The 17631-nt window shown below is 68.9% G+C and carries 12 protein-coding genes; all 12 read left to right on the forward strand.

Translation table 11 applies throughout. The annotated features are described in order from the left end of the window. Positions 1-61: 61 nt before the first annotated feature. The 12 genes from ABD652_RS06705 (at position 62) to rplW (ending at position 17606) form a co-directional block, all read left to right on the forward strand. Positions 62-1474, forward strand: coding sequence for an ATP-binding protein (locus ABD652_RS06705; RefSeq protein WP_344719540.1), 1413 nt, complete (start codon positions 62-64; stop codon positions 1472-1474). After that, the gene (locus ABD652_RS06710; protein WP_344719541.1) at positions 1471-2163 is read left to right on the forward strand and encodes a LuxR C-terminal-related transcriptional regulator; all 693 of its coding nucleotides are present in this window, start codon (positions 1471-1473) and stop codon (positions 2161-2163) included. Before ABD652_RS06705 ends, ABD652_RS06710 begins: the two co-directional genes overlap by 4 nt. A gap of 503 nt (positions 2164-2666) precedes the next feature. After that, the gene (gene rpoB / locus ABD652_RS06715) at positions 2667-6173 is read left to right on the forward strand and encodes a DNA-directed RNA polymerase subunit beta (protein WP_344719543.1); all 3507 of its coding nucleotides are present in this window, start codon (positions 2667-2669) and stop codon (positions 6171-6173) included. 111 nt (positions 6174-6284) lie between these two features. Continuing rightward, positions 6285-10172 (forward strand): DNA-directed RNA polymerase subunit beta', encoded by a 3888-nt coding sequence (locus ABD652_RS06720; protein ID WP_344719545.1) that lies wholly within the window; start codon positions 6285-6287, stop codon positions 10170-10172. Between the two features lie 371 nt (positions 10173-10543). Then, positions 10544-10918, forward strand: coding sequence for a 30S ribosomal protein S12 (rpsL, locus tag ABD652_RS06725; protein WP_153142843.1), 375 nt, complete (start codon positions 10544-10546; stop codon positions 10916-10918). Further along, entirely contained in the window at positions 10918-11388 is a 471-nt protein-coding gene (rpsG, locus tag ABD652_RS06730; protein ID WP_153142844.1) for a 30S ribosomal protein S7, read from the forward strand. Before rpsL ends, rpsG begins: the two co-directional genes overlap by 1 nt. Positions 11389-11528: 140 nt before the next feature. Next, positions 11529-13643, forward strand: coding sequence for an elongation factor G (fusA, locus tag ABD652_RS06735; protein ID WP_344719550.1), 2115 nt, complete (start codon positions 11529-11531; stop codon positions 13641-13643). A 266-nt stretch (positions 13644-13909) separates the two neighbouring features. After that, positions 13910-15100: an elongation factor Tu gene (gene tuf, locus ABD652_RS06740; RefSeq protein ID WP_344719551.1), complete on the forward strand. Its 1191-nt coding sequence runs from the start codon at positions 13910-13912 to the stop codon at positions 15098-15100. A gap of 586 nt (positions 15101-15686) precedes the next feature. Further along, positions 15687-15995, forward strand: a complete 309-nt coding sequence (gene rpsJ / locus ABD652_RS06745; RefSeq protein ID WP_010524603.1) for a 30S ribosomal protein S10 — start codon at positions 15687-15689, stop codon at positions 15993-15995. Between the two features lie 23 nt (positions 15996-16018). After that, complete coding sequence (rplC, locus tag ABD652_RS06750) at positions 16019-16681, forward strand: 50S ribosomal protein L3 (protein ID WP_344719554.1); 663 nt, start codon at positions 16019-16021, stop codon at positions 16679-16681. Positions 16682-16686: 5 nt separating this feature from the next. Beyond that, positions 16687-17304, forward strand: a complete 618-nt coding sequence (gene rplD, locus ABD652_RS06755) for a 50S ribosomal protein L4 (RefSeq protein ID WP_344719556.1) — start codon at positions 16687-16689, stop codon at positions 17302-17304. Further along, positions 17301-17606 (forward strand): 50S ribosomal protein L23, encoded by a 306-nt coding sequence (gene rplW / locus ABD652_RS06760; RefSeq protein ID WP_010524600.1) that lies wholly within the window; start codon positions 17301-17303, stop codon positions 17604-17606. Before rplD ends, rplW begins: the two co-directional genes overlap by 4 nt. The last annotated feature ends 25 nt before the right edge of the window (positions 17607-17631 follow it).

The following is a 17631-nucleotide window of genomic DNA, read 5'->3' on the forward strand; positions in this document are numbered from 1 at the left end:
GACTCCCGGAATTCCGGGGATCGGCGGAGTCGGGGACGGGCCTGCGTGACAGGATGGAACCATGACCGACCCTGCACCCCGCCCGCCGCTGCGCCGGGCGGCCGGCACTCCCGTGGCCGGGGTCTGCCTCGGCGTCGCGCGGCACCTGCAGGTCTCGGCTCCGGTGGTCCGCGCGGTGATGATCGGGCTGGCCATCGCCGGCGGACTGGGCGTGCTCCTCTACTGCTGGCTGTGGATCTTCGTCCCGGCCGAGGACGAGCCGGCCGGCACGGCCGGCGTGCGCGGCCTCAGCGGTCCGGCCGTCGACGCCGCCGCACCGGACGCCGCACCGGACGCCGCCGCGGCGGGGACGGCCGACTCGGACGAGCCCGACGAGGATCGCGGAGACTCGGCCTCCCGCGGTCCGGAGAGCCCCGCCGATCGGGTGCGCGCGGCGCTGGACAGCCTGACCAGCTCGCCGGAGGTGCTGGCCGGCGGACTGCTGCTCGGCGCCGCCGGTCTGCTGGCGCTGACACTGGTCGGGGTGCCGCTGAACTGGCGGCTCGTCGGCCCGCCGGCGGTCATCGTCGTCGGCGTGCTGCTGGCCTGGTCGCAGGTGGACCGCACCGGACGCGACGGCGGACGGCGCGGCGCGCTCTGGCAGGTCGCCGCCGGCGCCGGCCTGGTCGTCGTCGCGCTGCTGGTCCTCGCCGGCGGCTTCGTGCCCGCCGGCGATCTGCTCGTGGGCCTGGTGGTGGCCCTGATGCTGCTGGCCGGCGTCGTGCTGGTCGCCGCGCCCTGGCTGCTGCGGATGTACCGGACGATGACCGCCGAACGCGCCCGGGCCGCCGCCGAGGCCGAGCGCGCCGACATCGCCGCCCATCTGCACGACTCGGTGCTGCAGACGCTGGCGGTGATCCAGAAGCAGCGCGGCGACCCGGCGGCGGTCGAACATCTCGCCCGGCGCCAGGAGCGGCAGCTGCGCGGATGGCTCTATCGGCGCGACGCCGCCGATCCCGGCACGCTGAAGGATCAGCTCCTCGCCGTCGGCGCGGAGCTGGAGGAGCTGCACGGAGCGGCCGTCGACGTCGTCGCCGTGGGGGAGTCGCAGGCCCGCGACCACCGGGTGCTGGTCGCCGCGGCGCGCGAGGCGATGGCCAACGCGCTCACGCACGCCGGGCCGGCGTCGGTCTATGTCGAGTCCGACGCCGCGGCCGACGCGGTGTTCATCCGCGACCGGGGGCCGGGCTTCGACGTCGACGCCGTCGGCGCCGACCGGATGGGCCTGCGGGAGTCGATCATCGGCCGGATGCGCCGCGGCGGCGGCGAGGCGAGGATCCGCTCGGGGGAGCGGGGCACCGAGGTCGAGCTGACCATGCCCGTCGAGCGCGGCGTCGAGGAGCGGGAGGAAGGCCCCGCCGAGCAGGATGCCGGCGGCGGCGAGGAGCATCCCGGGGACTCCCGGGAGCACATGCGGGGAGGAGATCCGTCATGAGCGAGGAGACGACGAGGGCGGCCGAGACCGCGTCCGCGGACCGGCCGCGGCGCGTGGTGATCGTCGACGACCACGCCATCTTCCGGGCCGGCCTGCGCGCCGAGCTGGAGGGACGCGTGGAGGTGCTCGGCGAGGCCCACGACGTCGAGTCGGCGATCGCCGTCGTGCGCGAGCAGCGGCCCGAGGTGGTGCTGCTCGACGTCCACCTGCCCGGCGGCTCCGGAGGCGGCGGGGCCGAGGTCGCCCTCGCCTGCCGGGATCTGCTCGAGGAGGTGCGCGTCCTGGCGATCAGCGTCTCCGACCAGGCCGAGGACGTCGTCTCGGTCATCCGCGCCGGCGCCCGGGGATACGTGACCAAGACGATCAGCGCCGACGACCTGATCGCGGCGGTGGCCACAGTCTCTGCCGGGGACGCGGTGTTCTCCCCGCGGCTGGCCGGCTTCGTGCTGGACGCCTTCGGCACCGCGGCGGCCGCCGGCGTCCGGGACGAGGAGCTGGATCTGCTCTCCGCCCGCGAAGTCGAGGTCATGCGGCTGATCGCCCGCGGGCACACCTACCGGGAGATCGCCTCGGACCTGTTCCTGTCGATCAAGACGGTGGAGACCCACGTGTCCAACGTGCTGCGCAAGCTCCAGCTCTCCTCCCGCCATGAGCTGACCCGCTGGGCCGAGCAGCGCCGGATCGTCTGAGCGGCCCGGCGGGGCGGCCCGACGGGACGGTCCGGCGGGTCGGACCGACGACGCCGGACGTCGCCGACCTCGGCGCGCCGTCGCCGGCGGTGCGTGACCCCGATCTCCGGTGCTACACTCTTGCGCGGGTTCCGCCGCGGACACCCCGGCCGAGGGCCGGCGGCGGCGTCGGGGCCCCGGCGTCCGCCGGATCGCTCCGGGCCGGACGACGACGCCCGGTCGAGGCCGGGCGGACGCACATCCTCCATGACCGGCGACCCGCGGGATCTCCGCGGGCGGCTGTTGCGCCCATGCGTCGCCGTCGTTTATGCTGTACTTTTGCGCCTCCCCTCTACGCGCGTGCCTTCAAATAGCGGTGGGCACCGTCTCTTGCTCCTCATCCATGACCGGGTCGTCGCGGCCTGACGACGTCGGCACAGCCGCCGGCGCCGACCGCGGGCGCTCCCGGCGGGAGCGGGGGAAGCGTGCCAAGGAAGCTACGAAGGTCTGTGGAAGGATCCCTCTTGGTCGCCTCGAGCACCTCAAACTCTCAAACCGCTGCCTCGGCCCGCACCGCTGAATACGCCGGCCGACTCTCATTCGCCAAGATCTCCGAGCCCCTCGACGTCCCCGAGCTGCTGGCTCTGCAGGTCGAGTCCTTCGACCGCCTCGTCGGCAACGACGCCTGGGCCGCCCGGGTGGAGGAGGCCCGCCAGAAGGGCATCAAGGGCGTCTCCGACACCTCCGGGCTGTCCGACATCTTCGAGGAGATGTCGCCGATCGAGGACTTCCAGGGCACCATGTCCCTGAGCTTCTCGGACCCGGAGTTCTCCGATCCGAAGATGCCGGTCGCCGAGTGCAAGGAGCGCGACACCACCTACTCCGCCCCGCTGTACGTCAAGGCGGAGTTCATGAACCACAGCACCGGCGAGATCAAGCAGCAGACGGTCTTCATGGGCGACTTCCCGCTGATGACCGGCCACGGCACGTTCATCATCAACGGCACCGAGCGCGTCGTCGTCTCGCAGCTGGTCCGCTCGCCGGGCGCCTACTTCGAGCGCAGCCCGGACAAGACCAGCGACAAGGACATCTACACCGCCAAGGTCATCCCGTCCCGCGGCGCCTGGTTCGAGCTGGAGATCGACAAGCGCGACCAGGTCGGCGTGCGGCTCGACCGCAAGCGCAAGCAGCCGGTGACGGCGCTGCTGAAGGCCCTGGGCTGGACCGAGTCGCGGATCGTCGAGGAGTTCGGCGAGTACGACTCGGTGCGCGCGACCCTGGAGAAGGACACCTTCGAGACCCAGGACGAGGCGCTGCTGGACATCTACCGGAAGCTGCGTCCGGGCGAGCCGCCGACGGTCGAGGCCGCCGAGGGCCTGCTCAAGGGGCTGTACTTCACCCCGAAGCGCTACGACCTGGCGAAGGTGGGCCGTTACAAGCTCAACCGCAAGCTGGGCGTGGACAAGGACTTCACCGACGCGGACTCCTCGGTGCTCACCGAGGAGGACATCGTCGCGATGATCCACTACCTCTGCGCGCTGCACGCCGGCCGCGAGACGCTCAAGGGCGTCGCGGACGGCGAGGAGATCGAGGTCCCGGTGTCCGTCGACGACATCGACCACTTCGGCAACCGGCGCATCCGGGCGGTCGGCGAGCTGATCGAGAACCAGATCCGCACCGGTCTCTCCCGCATGGAGCGCGTCGTCCGCGAGCGGATGACCACCCAGGACGTCGAGGCGATCACGCCGCAGACGCTGATCAACATCCGGCCGGTCGTGGCCTCCATCAAGGAGTTCTTCGGCACCTCGCAGCTGTCGCAGTTCATGGACCAGAACAACCCGCTGGCCGGACTGACGCATAAGCGGCGTCTCTCCGCGCTGGGTCCGGGCGGTCTGTCCCGCGACCGCGCCGGCATGGAGGTCCGCGACGTCCACCCCTCGCACTACGGCCGCATGTGCCCGATCGAGACCCCCGAGGGTCCGAACATCGGTCTGATCGGCTCGCTGGCGACCTACGGCCGGATCAACAGCTTCGGCTTCATCGAGACGCCGTACCGCAAGGTCGTCGACGGCAAGGTCACCGACCAGGTCGACTACCTGACCGCCGACGACGAGCTGGCCGCGCAGATCGCCCAGGCCAACGCGCCGCTGAACGAGGACGGCTCGTTCACGGAGGAGCACGTGCTCTGCCGTCAGCGCGGCGGCGAGGGCGAGCCGGTGGTGGTCACGGCCGACGACATCGACTACATGGACGTCTCGCCGCGGCAGATGGTCTCCGTCGCGACCGCGATGATCCCGTTCCTCGAGCACGACGACGCCAACCGCGCGCTGATGGGCGCGAACATGCAGCGCCAGGCCGTGCCGATGCTCGAGTCGGAGTCCCCGCTGGTCGGCACCGGCATGGAGAAGTACGCCGCAGTCGACGCCGGCGACTCGGTCACCGCCGAGCAGCCGGGCGTGGTCACCAAGGTCGCCGCCGACCTGGTCACCGTGATGAACGACGACGGGACCACGACCAACTACCCGATCATGAAGTTCGAGCGCTCGAACCAGGGCAACGCGTACAACCAGCGGGTCCGGGTCGCCGAGGGCGAGCGGGTGGAGCGTCAGTCGATCATCGCCGACGGCCCCTCCACCGAGGCCGGCGAGCTGGCGATCGGCAAGAACCTCCTGGTGGCGTTCATGTCCTGGGAGGGCCACAACTTCGAGGACGCGATCATCCTCTCGCAGCGTCTGGTGCAGGACGACGTGATGACCTCGATCCACGTCGAGGAGCACGAGGTCGACGCCCGCGACACCAAGCTGGGCGCCGAGGAGGTCACCCGGGACATCCCGAACGTCTCCGACGAGATGCTCTCCCAGCTCGACGAGCGGGGCATCATCCACATCGGCGCCGAGGTCGAGGCCGGCGACATCCTGGTCGGCCGCGTCACGCCGAAGGGCGAGACCGAGCTGACTCCGGAGGAGCGCCTGCTGCGCGCGATCTTCGGCGAGAAGTCCCGCGAGGTCCGCGACACCTCGCTGAAGGTGCCGCACGGCGAGTCCGGCACGGTGATCGGCGTGCGCATCTTCGACGCCGAGAACGGCGACGAGCTGCCCCCGGGCGTGAACCAGCTGGTCCGCGTCTACGTGGCCCAGAAGCGCAAGATCACCGACGGCGACAAGCTCGCCGGCCGCCACGGCAACAAGGGTGTGATCTCGAGGGTCCTGCCGGTCGAGGACATGCCCTTCATGGCCGACGGCACCCCGGTCGACGTCGTGCTCAACCCGATGGGCGTCCCCGGGCGCATGAACATCGGCCAGGTCATGGAGCTGCACCTGGGCTGGGCGGCCAAGCAGGGCTGGAAGATCGAGGGCGAGCCCGAGTGGGTCCAGAAGCTGCCGAACCTGCCGCGCGAGACCGGCCCGACCAAGGTCGCGACCCCGGTGTTCGACGGCGCCGAGCCCGACGAGCTCACCGGTGTGCTGGAGTCCACCAACCCGACCCGCGACGGCGAGCGTCTGGTCGGCGGCGACGGCAAGGCCAAGCTGTACGACGGCCGCTCCGGCGAGCCGTTCCCGGACGGCGTCTCGGTCGGCTACATGTACATCCTGAAGCTGCACCACCTGGTGGACGACAAGATCCACGCCCGCTCCACCGGGCCGTACTCGATGATCACCCAGCAGCCGCTCGGTGGTAAGGCGCAGTTCGGCGGTCAGCGCTTCGGCGAGATGGAGGTCTGGGCCCTGGAGGCGTACGGCTCGGCCTACACGCTGCAGGAGCTGCTGACCATCAAGTCGGACGACATCCACGGTCGAGTGCAGGTGTACGAGGCCATCGTGAAGGGCGAGAACATCCCGGAGCCCGGCGTTCCGGAGTCGTTCAAGGTCCTCATCAAGGAGATGCAGTCGCTCTGCCTGAACGTGGAGGTCCTCTCCTCGGACGGCAGCGCGATCGAGATGCGTGACGCGGAGGAGTCCGGGTTCAGCGCCGCAGAGGAGCTGGGCATCGACCTGTCCCGCGCGGAGCCGAACTCGGTCGAAGAGGTCTGAGTCCCTCGCCGCCCCGCGTCGGCTCGGCGAGCCGACGCGGGGAGGTCGACGGACTACGCATGCATCGCCAGACGTCACGAATCTTGAGAGAGAAAAGAGAGACACCGGACTATGTCCACTGAATCCTCATTCGGCACCATGCGCATCGGGCTGGCCACCGGAGACGACATCCGCAGCTGGTCGCACGGCGAGGTCAAGAAGCCTGAGACCATCAACTACCGCACTCTGAAGCCGGAGAAGGACGGGCTCTTCTGCGAGAAGATCTTCGGCCCCTCCCGGGACTGGGAGTGCTACTGCGGCAAGTACAAGCGCGTGCGCTTCAAGGGCATCATCTGCGAGCGCTGCGGCGTCGAGGTGACCCGTGCCAAGGTCCGCCGCGAGCGGATGGGGCACATCCAGCTCGCCGCCCCGGTGACCCACATCTGGTACTTCAAGGGCGTGCCCTCCCGGCTGGGCTACCTGCTGGACCTCGCCCCGAAGGACCTCGAGAAGGTCATCTACTTCGCCGCCTACATGATCACCTGGGTCGACGAGGACCGCCGCCACGACGACCTGCAGAACCTGCAGGCCGAGTACGACCAGGAGATCAAGCACCTGGCCGACCAGCGGGACTCCGACATCGCCGCCGTCGCCAAGGACCTCGAGGACGACCTGGAGCGTCTGGAGTCCGAGGGGGCGAAGGCCGCGGAGAAGAAGAAAGCCCGCGAGACCGCCGACAAGCAGATGGCGCAGATCCGCAAGCGCGCCGACGGCGAGATCGAGCAGCTCGAGCAGGTCTGGGAGCGGTTCAAGAACCTCAAGGTCTCCGACCTCGAGGGCGACGAGGCGCTCTTCCGCGAGCTGCGCGCCCGCTACGGCCAGTACTTCGAGGGCTACATGGGCGCCGAGTCCATCCAGAAGCGCCTGGAGACCTTCGACATGGACGCCGAGGCCGAGCGGCTGCGCGAGATCATCGCCACCGGCAAGGGCCAGCGGAAGACCCGTGCGCTGAAGCGCCTGAAGGTGCTCAACGCCTTCCTGGCCACCGGCACCTCGCCGCAGGGCATGGTCATCGACGCCGTCCCGGTGATCCCGCCGGAGATCCGTCCGATGGTCCAGCTGGACGGCGGCCGCTTCGCGACCTCCGACCTGAACGACCTGTACCGGCGCGTGATCAACCGCAACAACCGGCTGAAGCGTCTGCTGGACCTGGGCGCCCCGGAGATCATCGTCAACAACGAGAAGCGGATGCTGCAGGAGGCCGTCGACTCGCTGTTCGACAACGGCCGCCGCGGTCGTCCGGTCACCGGGCCGGGCAACCGTCCGCTGAAGTCGCTGTCCGACATGCTCAAGGGCAAGCAGGGCCGCTTCCGGCAGAACCTGCTGGGCAAGCGCGTCGACTACTCGGGCCGTTCGGTCATCGTCGTCGGCCCGCAGCTGCAGCTGCACGAGTGCGGTCTGCCGAAGCAGATGGCGCTGGAGCTCTTCAAGCCCTTCGTCATGAAGCGGCTGGTGGACCTCAACCACGCGCAGAACATCAAGTCGGCCAAGCGGATGGTGGAGCGCCAGCGTTCCCAGGTCTGGGACGTGCTCGAGGAGATCATCGTCGAGCACCCGGTCCTGCTGAACCGTGCGCCCACGCTCCACCGCCTGGGCATCCAGGGCTTCGAGCCGAAGCTGGTGGAGGGCAAGGCGCTGCAGTTGCACCCGCTGGTCTGCTCCGCCTTCAACGCCGACTTCGACGGCGACCAGATGGCGGTGCACCTGCCGCTGAGCCCCGAGGCTCAGGCTGAGGCGCGGGTCCTGATGCTGTCCTCGAACAACATCCTGAAGCCCTCGGACGGCCGTCCGGTGGCCCTGCCCTCGCAGGACATGATCATCGGTCTGCACCACCTGACCACCGTCCGCGAGGACGAGGTCGGCGCCGGCCGCGCCTTCGCCTCCGTCGGCGAGGCCCAGATGGCCTTCGACCTGAACGAGCTGCACCTCAACGCTCCGGCCAAGATCCGCGTCGAGGGCTTCGTGCCCTCCGAGGCGGTCTCCGCGCCGGAGGGCTGGACCGAGGGCGAGCCGGCCACGATCGAGACCACGCTGGGCAAGGTCAAGTTCAACGAGCTGCTGCCGGCGGACTACCCGTGGCAGGACTCGGTGGCCGACAAGGGCCAGCTGTCCTCGCTGATCAACGACCTCGCCGAGCGGTACCCCACGGTGGCCACCGCCCAGACCCTGGACAACCTGAAGGACGCCGGCTTCTACTGGTCGACGCGTTCGGGCGTCACCGTGGCCATCTCGGACATCACCTCCGACATGGACAAGCAGGGCCTGATGGACGCCTACGAGGATCAGGCCACGAAGGTCCAGTCGCAGTTCGACATGGGTCTGATCGGCGACGACGAACGTCACGCCGAGCTCGCCGAGATCTGGTCCAAGGCGACCGAGGAGGTCGCCGGGGCGATGAAGGACGGCATGGACCGGCTGAACACCATCAACCGCATGGTGACCTCCGGGGCGCGAGGCAACTGGCTGCAGGTCCGGCAGATCGCCGGCATCCGCGGTCTGGTGACCAACCCGAAGGGTGAGATCATCCCGCGTCCGATCAAGTCCTCCTACCGGGAGGGCCTGTCGGTCCTGGAGTACTTCATCGCGACCCACGGCGCCCGCAAGGGTCTGGCCGACACCGCGCTGAAGACCGCGAACTCCGGCTACCTGACGCGTCGTCTGGTCGACGTCTCGCAGGACGTCATCGTCCGCGAGGCCGACTGCGGCACCTCGCGCGGGCTGACGGTGCCGATCGCGGTCGCCGACGAGAACGGCGAACTGCGGATGCACGAGGCCGTGGAGAACTCCGCCTACGCCCGCACGCTGGCCGTCGACGTCGTCGACGCCGAGGGCACCGTGCTGGCCGCGGCCAGCTCCGACGTCGGCGACGTGCTCATCCAGCGGCTCTTCGAGGCCGGCATCACCGAGGTCAAGATCCGCTCGGTGCTGACCTGCGAGTCGGCGGTGGGCACCTGCTCGCAGTGCTACGGCCGCTCGCTGGCCACCGGCAAGACGGTGGACATCGGCGAGGCCGTCGGCATCATCGCCGCCCAGTCCATCGGCGAGCCCGGCACGCAGCTGACCATGCGGACGTTCCACACCGGCGGCATCGCCTCGGCGGACGACATCACGCAGGGTCTGCCGCGAATCCAGGAGCTCTTCGAGGCCCGCACCCCGAAGGGTGTGGCCCCGATCGCCGAATCCTCGGGCCGCGTGCGGCTGGAGGACTCGGACAAGCAGCTGCGCCTGGTGCTGACCCCCGACGACGGCTCGGAGGAGCAGGCCTACCCGGTGCTGCGCCGGTCGCGTCTGCTGGTCTCCGACGGCGAGCACGTCGAGGTCGGCACCCAGCTGGTCGGCGGTGCGGTGGATCCGAAGCAGGTGCTCCGTGTGCTCGGCCCCCGGGCGGCGCAGAAGTTCCTGGTCTCCGAGGTCCAGGACGTCTACCAGTCCCAGGGCGTGGGCATCCACGACAAGCACGTGGAGGTCATCGTCCGGCAGATGCTGCGCCGGATCACCGTCATCGACTCCGGCGGGACGGCCCTGCTGCCCGGCGAGCTCACCGACCGGTTCCGCTTCATCGCGGAGAACCGGAAGGCCGTGGCCGTCGGCAGCCAGCCGGCGTCGGGCCGTGACGAGCTGATGGGCATCACCAAGGCCTCGCTGGCCACCGACTCCTGGCTCTCGGCGGCCTCCTTCCAGGAGACCACCCGGGTGCTGACCCAGGCGGCGATGGAGGGCAAGTCCGACCCGCTGCTGGGCCTGAAGGAGAACGTGATCATCGGCAAGCTGATCCCGGCCGGCACCGGTCTGGACCGCTACACCCAGTCGACGGTCGAGCCCACCGAGGAGGCCAAGGCCAGCCTGTTCAGCGGCCCGAGCCTCTACGGCACGAGCTTCGACTACGCCGGCGCGGAGGGCGAGGGCGAGTTCCACGCCATCCCGCTGGACGACTACAACACCGAGGTCGACTTCCGCTGACCGGTCGTCGCACCGCGGGGGAGACCCCGTGACCCGGCCGGGGCCCGGGGCGAGCGTCCTGCTCGCTCCGGGCCCCGGCCGTGTCCGCGGACCCGCCGACGGCGAGCAGGCGAGGTGCCGGATGCCGGGGATTGGGCGGAACGCTGCGGCTCCTGCTATCGTTGACTCGATTGTTTCTGTGTGGCAGAGGGACTCGGTCCGGGTCGCGGGGTCGTTGCGCGACGAATGCCACATTTTTGCACGCCCAGGGGCCCCTCCCGCGGACTGTGCGAAGAACTGATCGCCCGCGGGATGGTGAGCATCCCTCAGCCTGACCGGACGGCGGCCCGCCGTGGTCCGTCACGCCCGAAACCACGTATGGAGAGCGCATAGTGCCTACTATTCAGCAGCTGGTCCGCAAGGGGCGCGCCCCCAAGCCGACCAAGAACACCACCCCTGCGCTGCAGGGCAGCCCGATGCGTCGCGGTGTCTGCACCCGCGTGTACACCACGACGCCCAAGAAGCCGAACTCCGCCCTCCGCAAGGTCGCCCGTGTGCGGCTGAACGGCGGCGTGGAGGTCTCCGCCTACATCCCCGGCGAGGGGCACAACCTGCAGGAGCACTCGATCGTGCTCGTGCGCGGCGGCCGGGTGAAGGACCTCCCCGGCGTCCGGTACAAGATCGTCCGCGGCGCCCTCGACACCCAGGGCGTCAAGGGCCGCGGCCAGGCCCGCAGCCGCTACGGTGCGAAGAAGGAGAAGAAGTAATGCCGCGCAAGGGACCGGCGCCGAAGCGCCCCATCACTCAGGACCCCGTCCACGGCTCCCCGCTGGTCACGCAGCTGATCAACAAGGTGCTGACCGACGGCAAGAAGTCCACCGCCGAGCGGATCGTCTACGGCGCCCTCTCCGGCGTCGCGACCAAGACCGGCGAGGACGCCGTCACCGTGCTGAAGAAGGCCATGGACAACATCCGTCCGGCCCTCGAGGTCCGCTCCCGCCGCGTCGGCGGCGCCACCTACCAGGTGCCCGTCGAGGTCAAGGCCGGCCGTGCGACCGCTCTGGCGCTGCGCTGGCTGGTCGGCTACTCCAAGGACCGTCGTGAGAAGACGATGACCGACCGGCTGATGAACGAGATCCTGGACGCCTCCAACGGCCTGGGTGCCGCGGTCAAGCGCCGTGAGGACACCCACAAGATGGCCGAGTCCAACAAGGCCTTCGCCCACTACCGCTGGTGATCGACGGCCCGCGCGGCGCCGCGGCGGCCTCCGTCGGGAGGCTTCTCGCCCGCATCCGCGCCGCGTAGGCTTGTCGGCGGCGGGTCACCGCTTCACCGGCAGCATCCATCGAGAGACCTGAGAGGACAAGGGGATCAACCGTGGCACAAGACGTGCTCAGTGACCTGAAGAAGGTCCGCAACATCGGCATCATGGCGCACATCGATGCCGGTAAGACCACCACGACCGAACGTGTGCTGTTCTACACGGGCCTCAACCACAAGCTGGGGGAGACCCACGACGGTGCGTCCACGACGGACTGGATGTCTCAGGAGAAGGAGCGCGGCATCACGATCACGTCCGCCGCGGTGACCTGCTTCTGGGAGAACAACCAGATCAACATCATCGACACCCCGGGCCACGTCGACTTCACCGTCGAGGTGGAGCGTGCGCTGCGCGTGCTCGACGGCGCGGTGGCGGTGTTCGACGCCAAGGAGGGTGTGGAGCCGCAGTCGGAGACGGTGTGGCGCCAGGCCGACAAGTACAACGTGCCGCGCATCTGCTTCGTCAACAAGATGGACAAGCTCGGCGCCGACTTCTACTTCACCGTCGACACCATCAAGTCCCGCCTGGGCGCCAAGCCGCTGGTGATGCAGCTGCCGATCGGCTCCGAGTCCGACTTCGTCGGCGTGGTGGACCTGGTCCACATGAAAGCGCTGGTGTGGCCCGGCGACGCCAAGGGTGACGTGACCCTGGGCGCCGAGTACGAGACCCGGGAGATCCCGGAGGAGCTCAAGGAGCGGGCCCAGCAGTACCGCGACGAGCTCGTCGAGTCGGTCGCCGAGGCCGACGAGGACCTCATGGAGAAGTACTTCGCCGGCGAGGAGCTCACCCTCGAGGAGCTCACCAAGGGCATCCGCAAGCTCACCGTCAGCGGCGAGGCCTACCCGGTCTTCTGCGGCTCGGCCTTCAAGAACCGCGGCGTGCAGCCGATGCTGGACGCCGTCGTCGACTACCTGCCGAGCCCGCTGGACATCTCGGCGATGGAGGGCCACGCGCCGAACGACGAGGACAAGGTCCTGACCCGCAAGCCCAGCAAGGACGAGCCGTTCTCCGCGCTGGCCTTCAAGGTCGCCGCGCACCCGTTCTTCGGCCAGCTGACCTACATCCGCGTGTACTCCGGCCGGCTGACCAACGGCGCGCAGGTGATCAACACCACCCGCGGCAAGAAGGAGCGCATCGGCAAGCTGTTCCAGATGCACTCCAACAAGGAGAACCCGGTCGAGGAGGTCACCGCGGGCAACATCTACGCCGTGGTCGGCCTGAAGGACACCACCACCGGCGACACGCTGGCGGACCCGGGCGAGCCGATCGTGCTCGAGTCGATGTCCTTCCCGGAGCCGGTCATCACGCTGGCCATCGAGCCGAAGTCGAAGAATGACCAGGAGAAGCTCTCCACGGCCATCCAGAAGCTGGCGGCCGAGGACCCGACCTTCACGGTGAACCGCAACGAGGACACCGGCCAGACCGAGATCGGCGGCATGGGCGAGCTGCAGCTCGACGTGCTGGTCGACCGCATGAAGCGCGAGTTCAAGGTCGAGGCCAACGTCGGCAAGCCGCAGGTGGCCTACCGCGAGACCATCCGCAAGAAGGCCGAGGGTGTGGAGTACACCCACAAGAAGCAGACCGGCGGCTCCGGCCAGTTCGCCAAGGTCATCCTCGACTTCGAGCCGCTGGACACCTCCGACGGCGAGATGTACGAGTTCGCCAACGCCGTGACCGGCGGTCGCATCCCGCGCGAGTACATCCCGTCGGTCGACGCCGGCATCCAGGACGCGATGGGCCTGGGCGTGCTCGCGGGCTACCCGATGGTCGGCGTGAAGGCCACGCTGAACGACGGCCAGTACCACGACGTCGACTCCTCGGAGATGGCGTTCAAGATCGCCGGCTCCCAGGCCTTCAAGGAGGGCGTCACCCGCGCGAAGCCGGTGCTGCTCGAGCCGACGATGGCCGTCGAGGTCCGCACTCCCGAGGAGTACATGGGCGACGTCATCGGCGACCTGAACTCCCGGCGCGGCCAGATCGGCCAGATGGACGACGCCGCGGGCGTGAAGGTCATCCAGGCCACCGTCCCGCTGTCGGAGATGTTCGGCTACATCGGCGAGCTCCGCTCGCGCACTCAGGGCCGGGCCGTCTTCACCATGACCTTCGAGGCCTACGCCGAGGTCCCGAAGGCCGTGGCCGAGGAGATCATCGAGAAGAACCGCGGCGAGTGACGGTCTGACCGATCGTCCTCGGCGCAGCTCGAGGCCCCGTTCCCCCGTCGGCCGTCCGGCGGGCGGGGGAGCGGGCTCCCGGCGGGGCCGGATCCGGAGCGGTCCCCGCCGATCAGCCGCCTGACGGGGCAGGCGCGACCGGCCCGTGAGGTCTCCGGAAATTTCACTGAATACCATGCGCCCCAGTAGACTTGCGAGAGTTTCAGCCTTGCACCAGTGCGGCTGATAGCACGTCTTCTGACTGAACACGTTCTTAGGAGGAACCTGTGGCCAAGGCAAAGTTCGAGCGGAGCAAGCCGCACCTGAACATCGGCACCATCGGTCACGTCGACCATGGTAAGACGACCCTGACCGCCGCCATCTCCAAGGTGCTCGCCGACAAGTACCCGGAGCTGAACGACGCGAAGGACTTCGCCGGCATCGACAACGCTCCCGAGGAGCGCGAGCGCGGCATCACCATCAACGTGTCCCACGTGGAGTACCAGACGGAGAAGCGCCACTACGCGCACGTCGACGCTCCGGGCCACGCTGACTACGTGAAGAACATGATCACCGGTGCCGCCCAGATGGACGGCTCCATCCTGGTGGTCGCCGCCACCGACGGCCCGATGGCCCAGACCCGCGAGCACGTCCTCCTGGCCCGCCAGGTCGGCGTCCCGGCGCTGATCGTCGCCCTCAACAAGGCCGACATGGTCGAGGACGCCGAGCTGCTGGACCTGGTCGAGATGGAGGTCCGCGAGCTGCTGTCCGAGCAGGACTTCGACGGCGACGAGACCCCGATCATCCGCACCTCGGCGCTGAAGGCCCTCGAGGGCGACGCCGAGTGGGTCAAGACCGTCGAGGACCTCATGGAGCAGGTCGACGAGTACATCCCGGAGCCGGAGCGCGACAAGGACAAGCCGTTCCTGATGCCGATCGAGGACGTCTTCACGATCACCGGCCGCGGCACCGTCGTGACCGGCCGCGCCGAGCGCGGCACGCTGAAGATCAGCTCCGACGTCGAGATCCTCGGCATCCGCCCGAAGCAGAAGACCACGGTCACGGGCATCGAGATGTTCCACAAGCAGCTCGACGAGGCCTGGGCCGGCGAGAACTGCGGCCTGCTGCTGCGCGGTGTGAAGCGTGACGACGTCGAGCGCGGCCAGGTCGTGGCCGCCCCGGGCTCGATCACCCCGCACACCAACTTCGAGGCGAACGTCTACATCCTGTCCAAGGACGAGGGCGGCCGTCACAACCCCTTCTACACCAACTACCGTCCGCAGTTCTACTTCCGGACCACCGACGTCACCGGCGTCATCGAGCTGCCGGAGGGCACCGAGATGGTCATGCCGGGCGACAACACCGAGATGACCGTCGAGCTCATCCAGGAGATCGCCATGGAGGAGGGCCTCGGCTTCGCCATCCGCGAGGGTGGCCGCACCGTGGGCTCCGGCCGTGTGACCAAGGTCCTGAAGTGAGCCTTCGGATCTGCTGATCTCGGGGAAGGCCCCGGCCCGCCCCTGACGGGCGAGGTCGGATAACTCCCCGGAGTCGACGAGAGCCCCCGACGTCCCTGCGACGTCGGGGGCTCTCGTGCTGTCCGGGCCGGCGCCGGCCGCCCGCCGAGCGGTTTGCAATCCGTGGGGGCATCTGTCAGGATAGACAAGTTGCTCACGGACGATCCCGTCCCGGCGTGCCCATTCTCGGGTGCGCTGCAGTGGGCGAAAGGCCATTCGAGATCGAGACCGACCCTCGTGGTGTGTCTCGCTGTGCGCAGATGTTCTGCTCATCAAAGCGACACGCCCGACCGCGGGGGTCGGATATCCGACAGGGCGAGCAGCCGTGGCGGCGCGCGGAGAGCGCGGCCGATGCGGTTCGGCCTGATCGGGATGTGCGCCACCTCCTCGAGGGGAGGCGGCGCGCAGTCCGCAACTGCAGAAGGGGAGTGCCGCGGGACGTCCCTGTCCGGCGCGTGGCCAGGCCTTCTCACCGACGCGCGCGTCGGGCCGCTGCGGGCTGTGAGAGACCACATGACGAAGCAGTGACCAGAAAGAGGCAGATGCCATGGCGGGACAGAAAATCCGCATCCGGCTGAAGTCGTACGACCACGAGGTCATCGACAGCTCGGCTCGGAAGATCGTCGACACCGTGACGCGCGCCGGCGCGACGGTCGTCGGCCCGGTGCCGCTGCCGACCGAGAAGAACGTGTACGCCGTGATCCGGTCGCCGCACAAGTACAAGGACAGCCGCGAGCACTTCGAGATGCGCACTCATAAGCGCCTCATCGACATCGTCGACCCGACCCCCAAGGCGGTCGACTCGTTGATGCGTCTCGACCTGCCTGCAGACGTCAATATCGAGATCAAGCTCTGAAGCAGGGAGGTGCTGAGAGAACTATGACCAACATTTCCCGCGTCGAACTGAACGTCAAGGGACTGCTGGGCACGAAGCTCGGCATGACCCAGGTCTGGGACGAGGCCAACAACCTCGTGCCGGTCACTGTCGTCCAGGCCGACTCCAATGTCATCACCCAGATCCGCACTGCGGAGAACGACGGCTACTCGGCCGTCCAGATCGGCTACGGCCAGATCGATCCGCGCAAGGTGACCAAGCCGCTGGCCGGTCACTTCGAGAAGGCCGGCGTGACGCCGCGCCGTCACCTCGTCGAGATCCGCACCGGCGACGCCTCCGAGTACGAGGCCGGCCAGGATCTCTCCGTCGAGTCCTTCGAGACCGGCCAGAAGGTCGACGTCGTCGGCCGCACCAAGGGCAAGGGCTTCGCAGGCGTCATGAAGCGTCACGGCTTCGGCGGCGTCGGCGCCTCCCACGGTCAGCACAAGAACCACCGGAAGCCCGGCGCCATCGGCGGCGCCGCGACTCCGGGCCGCGTGTTCAAGGGCGTGCGCATGGCCGGCCGGATGGGCAACAACCGCCACACCACGCACAACCTCACCGTCCACGCCGTGGACGCCGAGAAGAACCTGCTGCTCATCAAGGGCGCCGTCCCCGGTGCTCGCGGCCAGGTCGTCCTGGTCCGCACTGCAGTGAAGGGAGCATGATCCTCATGGCCAACAAGGTTTCCGTCGATCTCCCCGCCGAGGTCTTCGACGCCAAGACCAACGTCGCACTGATCCATCAGGTCGTCGTCGCGCAGCAGGCCGCAGCTCGCCAGGGCACCCACAAGGTGAAGACCCGCTCCGAGGTCTCCGGCACCGGCACCAAGCCGTTCCGGCAGAAGGGCACCGGTCGGGCGCGCCAGGGTTCGATGATCGCCCCGCACATGATCGGCGGCGGCGTCGTGCACGGCCCGACCCCCCGGGACTACAGCAAGAAGGTCCCGAAGAAGATGAAGGCCGCCGCGCTGCGCGGGGTCCTCTCCGACCGTGCTCGCGCCGGCCGCGTCCACGTGGTCGACGCCCTGGTGGAGTCCACCTCCACCAAGGCTGCGAAGCAGGCCCTGGAGGGTCTGGGCGGCCGGAACCGCAACTGGCTGGTCGTGATCGACCGCGGCGACGACGCCGCCGCGCTGTCGACCCGCAACCTGCCGTCCGTCCACACGCTGTACGCCGACCAGCTGAACACCTACGACGTCGTCGTCTCCGACGACCTGGTGTTCACCCAGGCCGGCTACGACGCGTTCCTGGCCCACGCCCAGGGTGCGAACAAGGAGGAGGCCAAGTGAGCGTCCCGACCGTCAAGGATCCGCGCGACGTCATCATCGCGCCGGTCGTCTCGGAGAAGTCCTACGGCCTGATCGACGAGGGCAAGTACACCTTCCTCGTCGAGGTGAAGGCCACCAAGTCGGAGATCAAGTACGCCGTGGAGAAGATCTTCGGCGTCACCGTCGACAAGGTGAACACCAACAACCGCCCGGGCAAGCGGAAGCGCACTCGCTTCGGCTGGGGCTCGCGCAACGACACCAAGCGTGCCGTGGTGAGCCTCCGCGAGGGCAACATTGACATCTTCGGAGGTCCGCTGTCCTGACCAGGGCAGGCGGAGACCACTTAAT

Origin of the sequence: Nesterenkonia halobia, assembly GCF_039536005.1 — a bacterium.
GTDB classification, from domain to species: Bacteria; Actinomycetota; Actinomycetes; order Actinomycetales; family Micrococcaceae; genus Nesterenkonia; species Nesterenkonia halobia.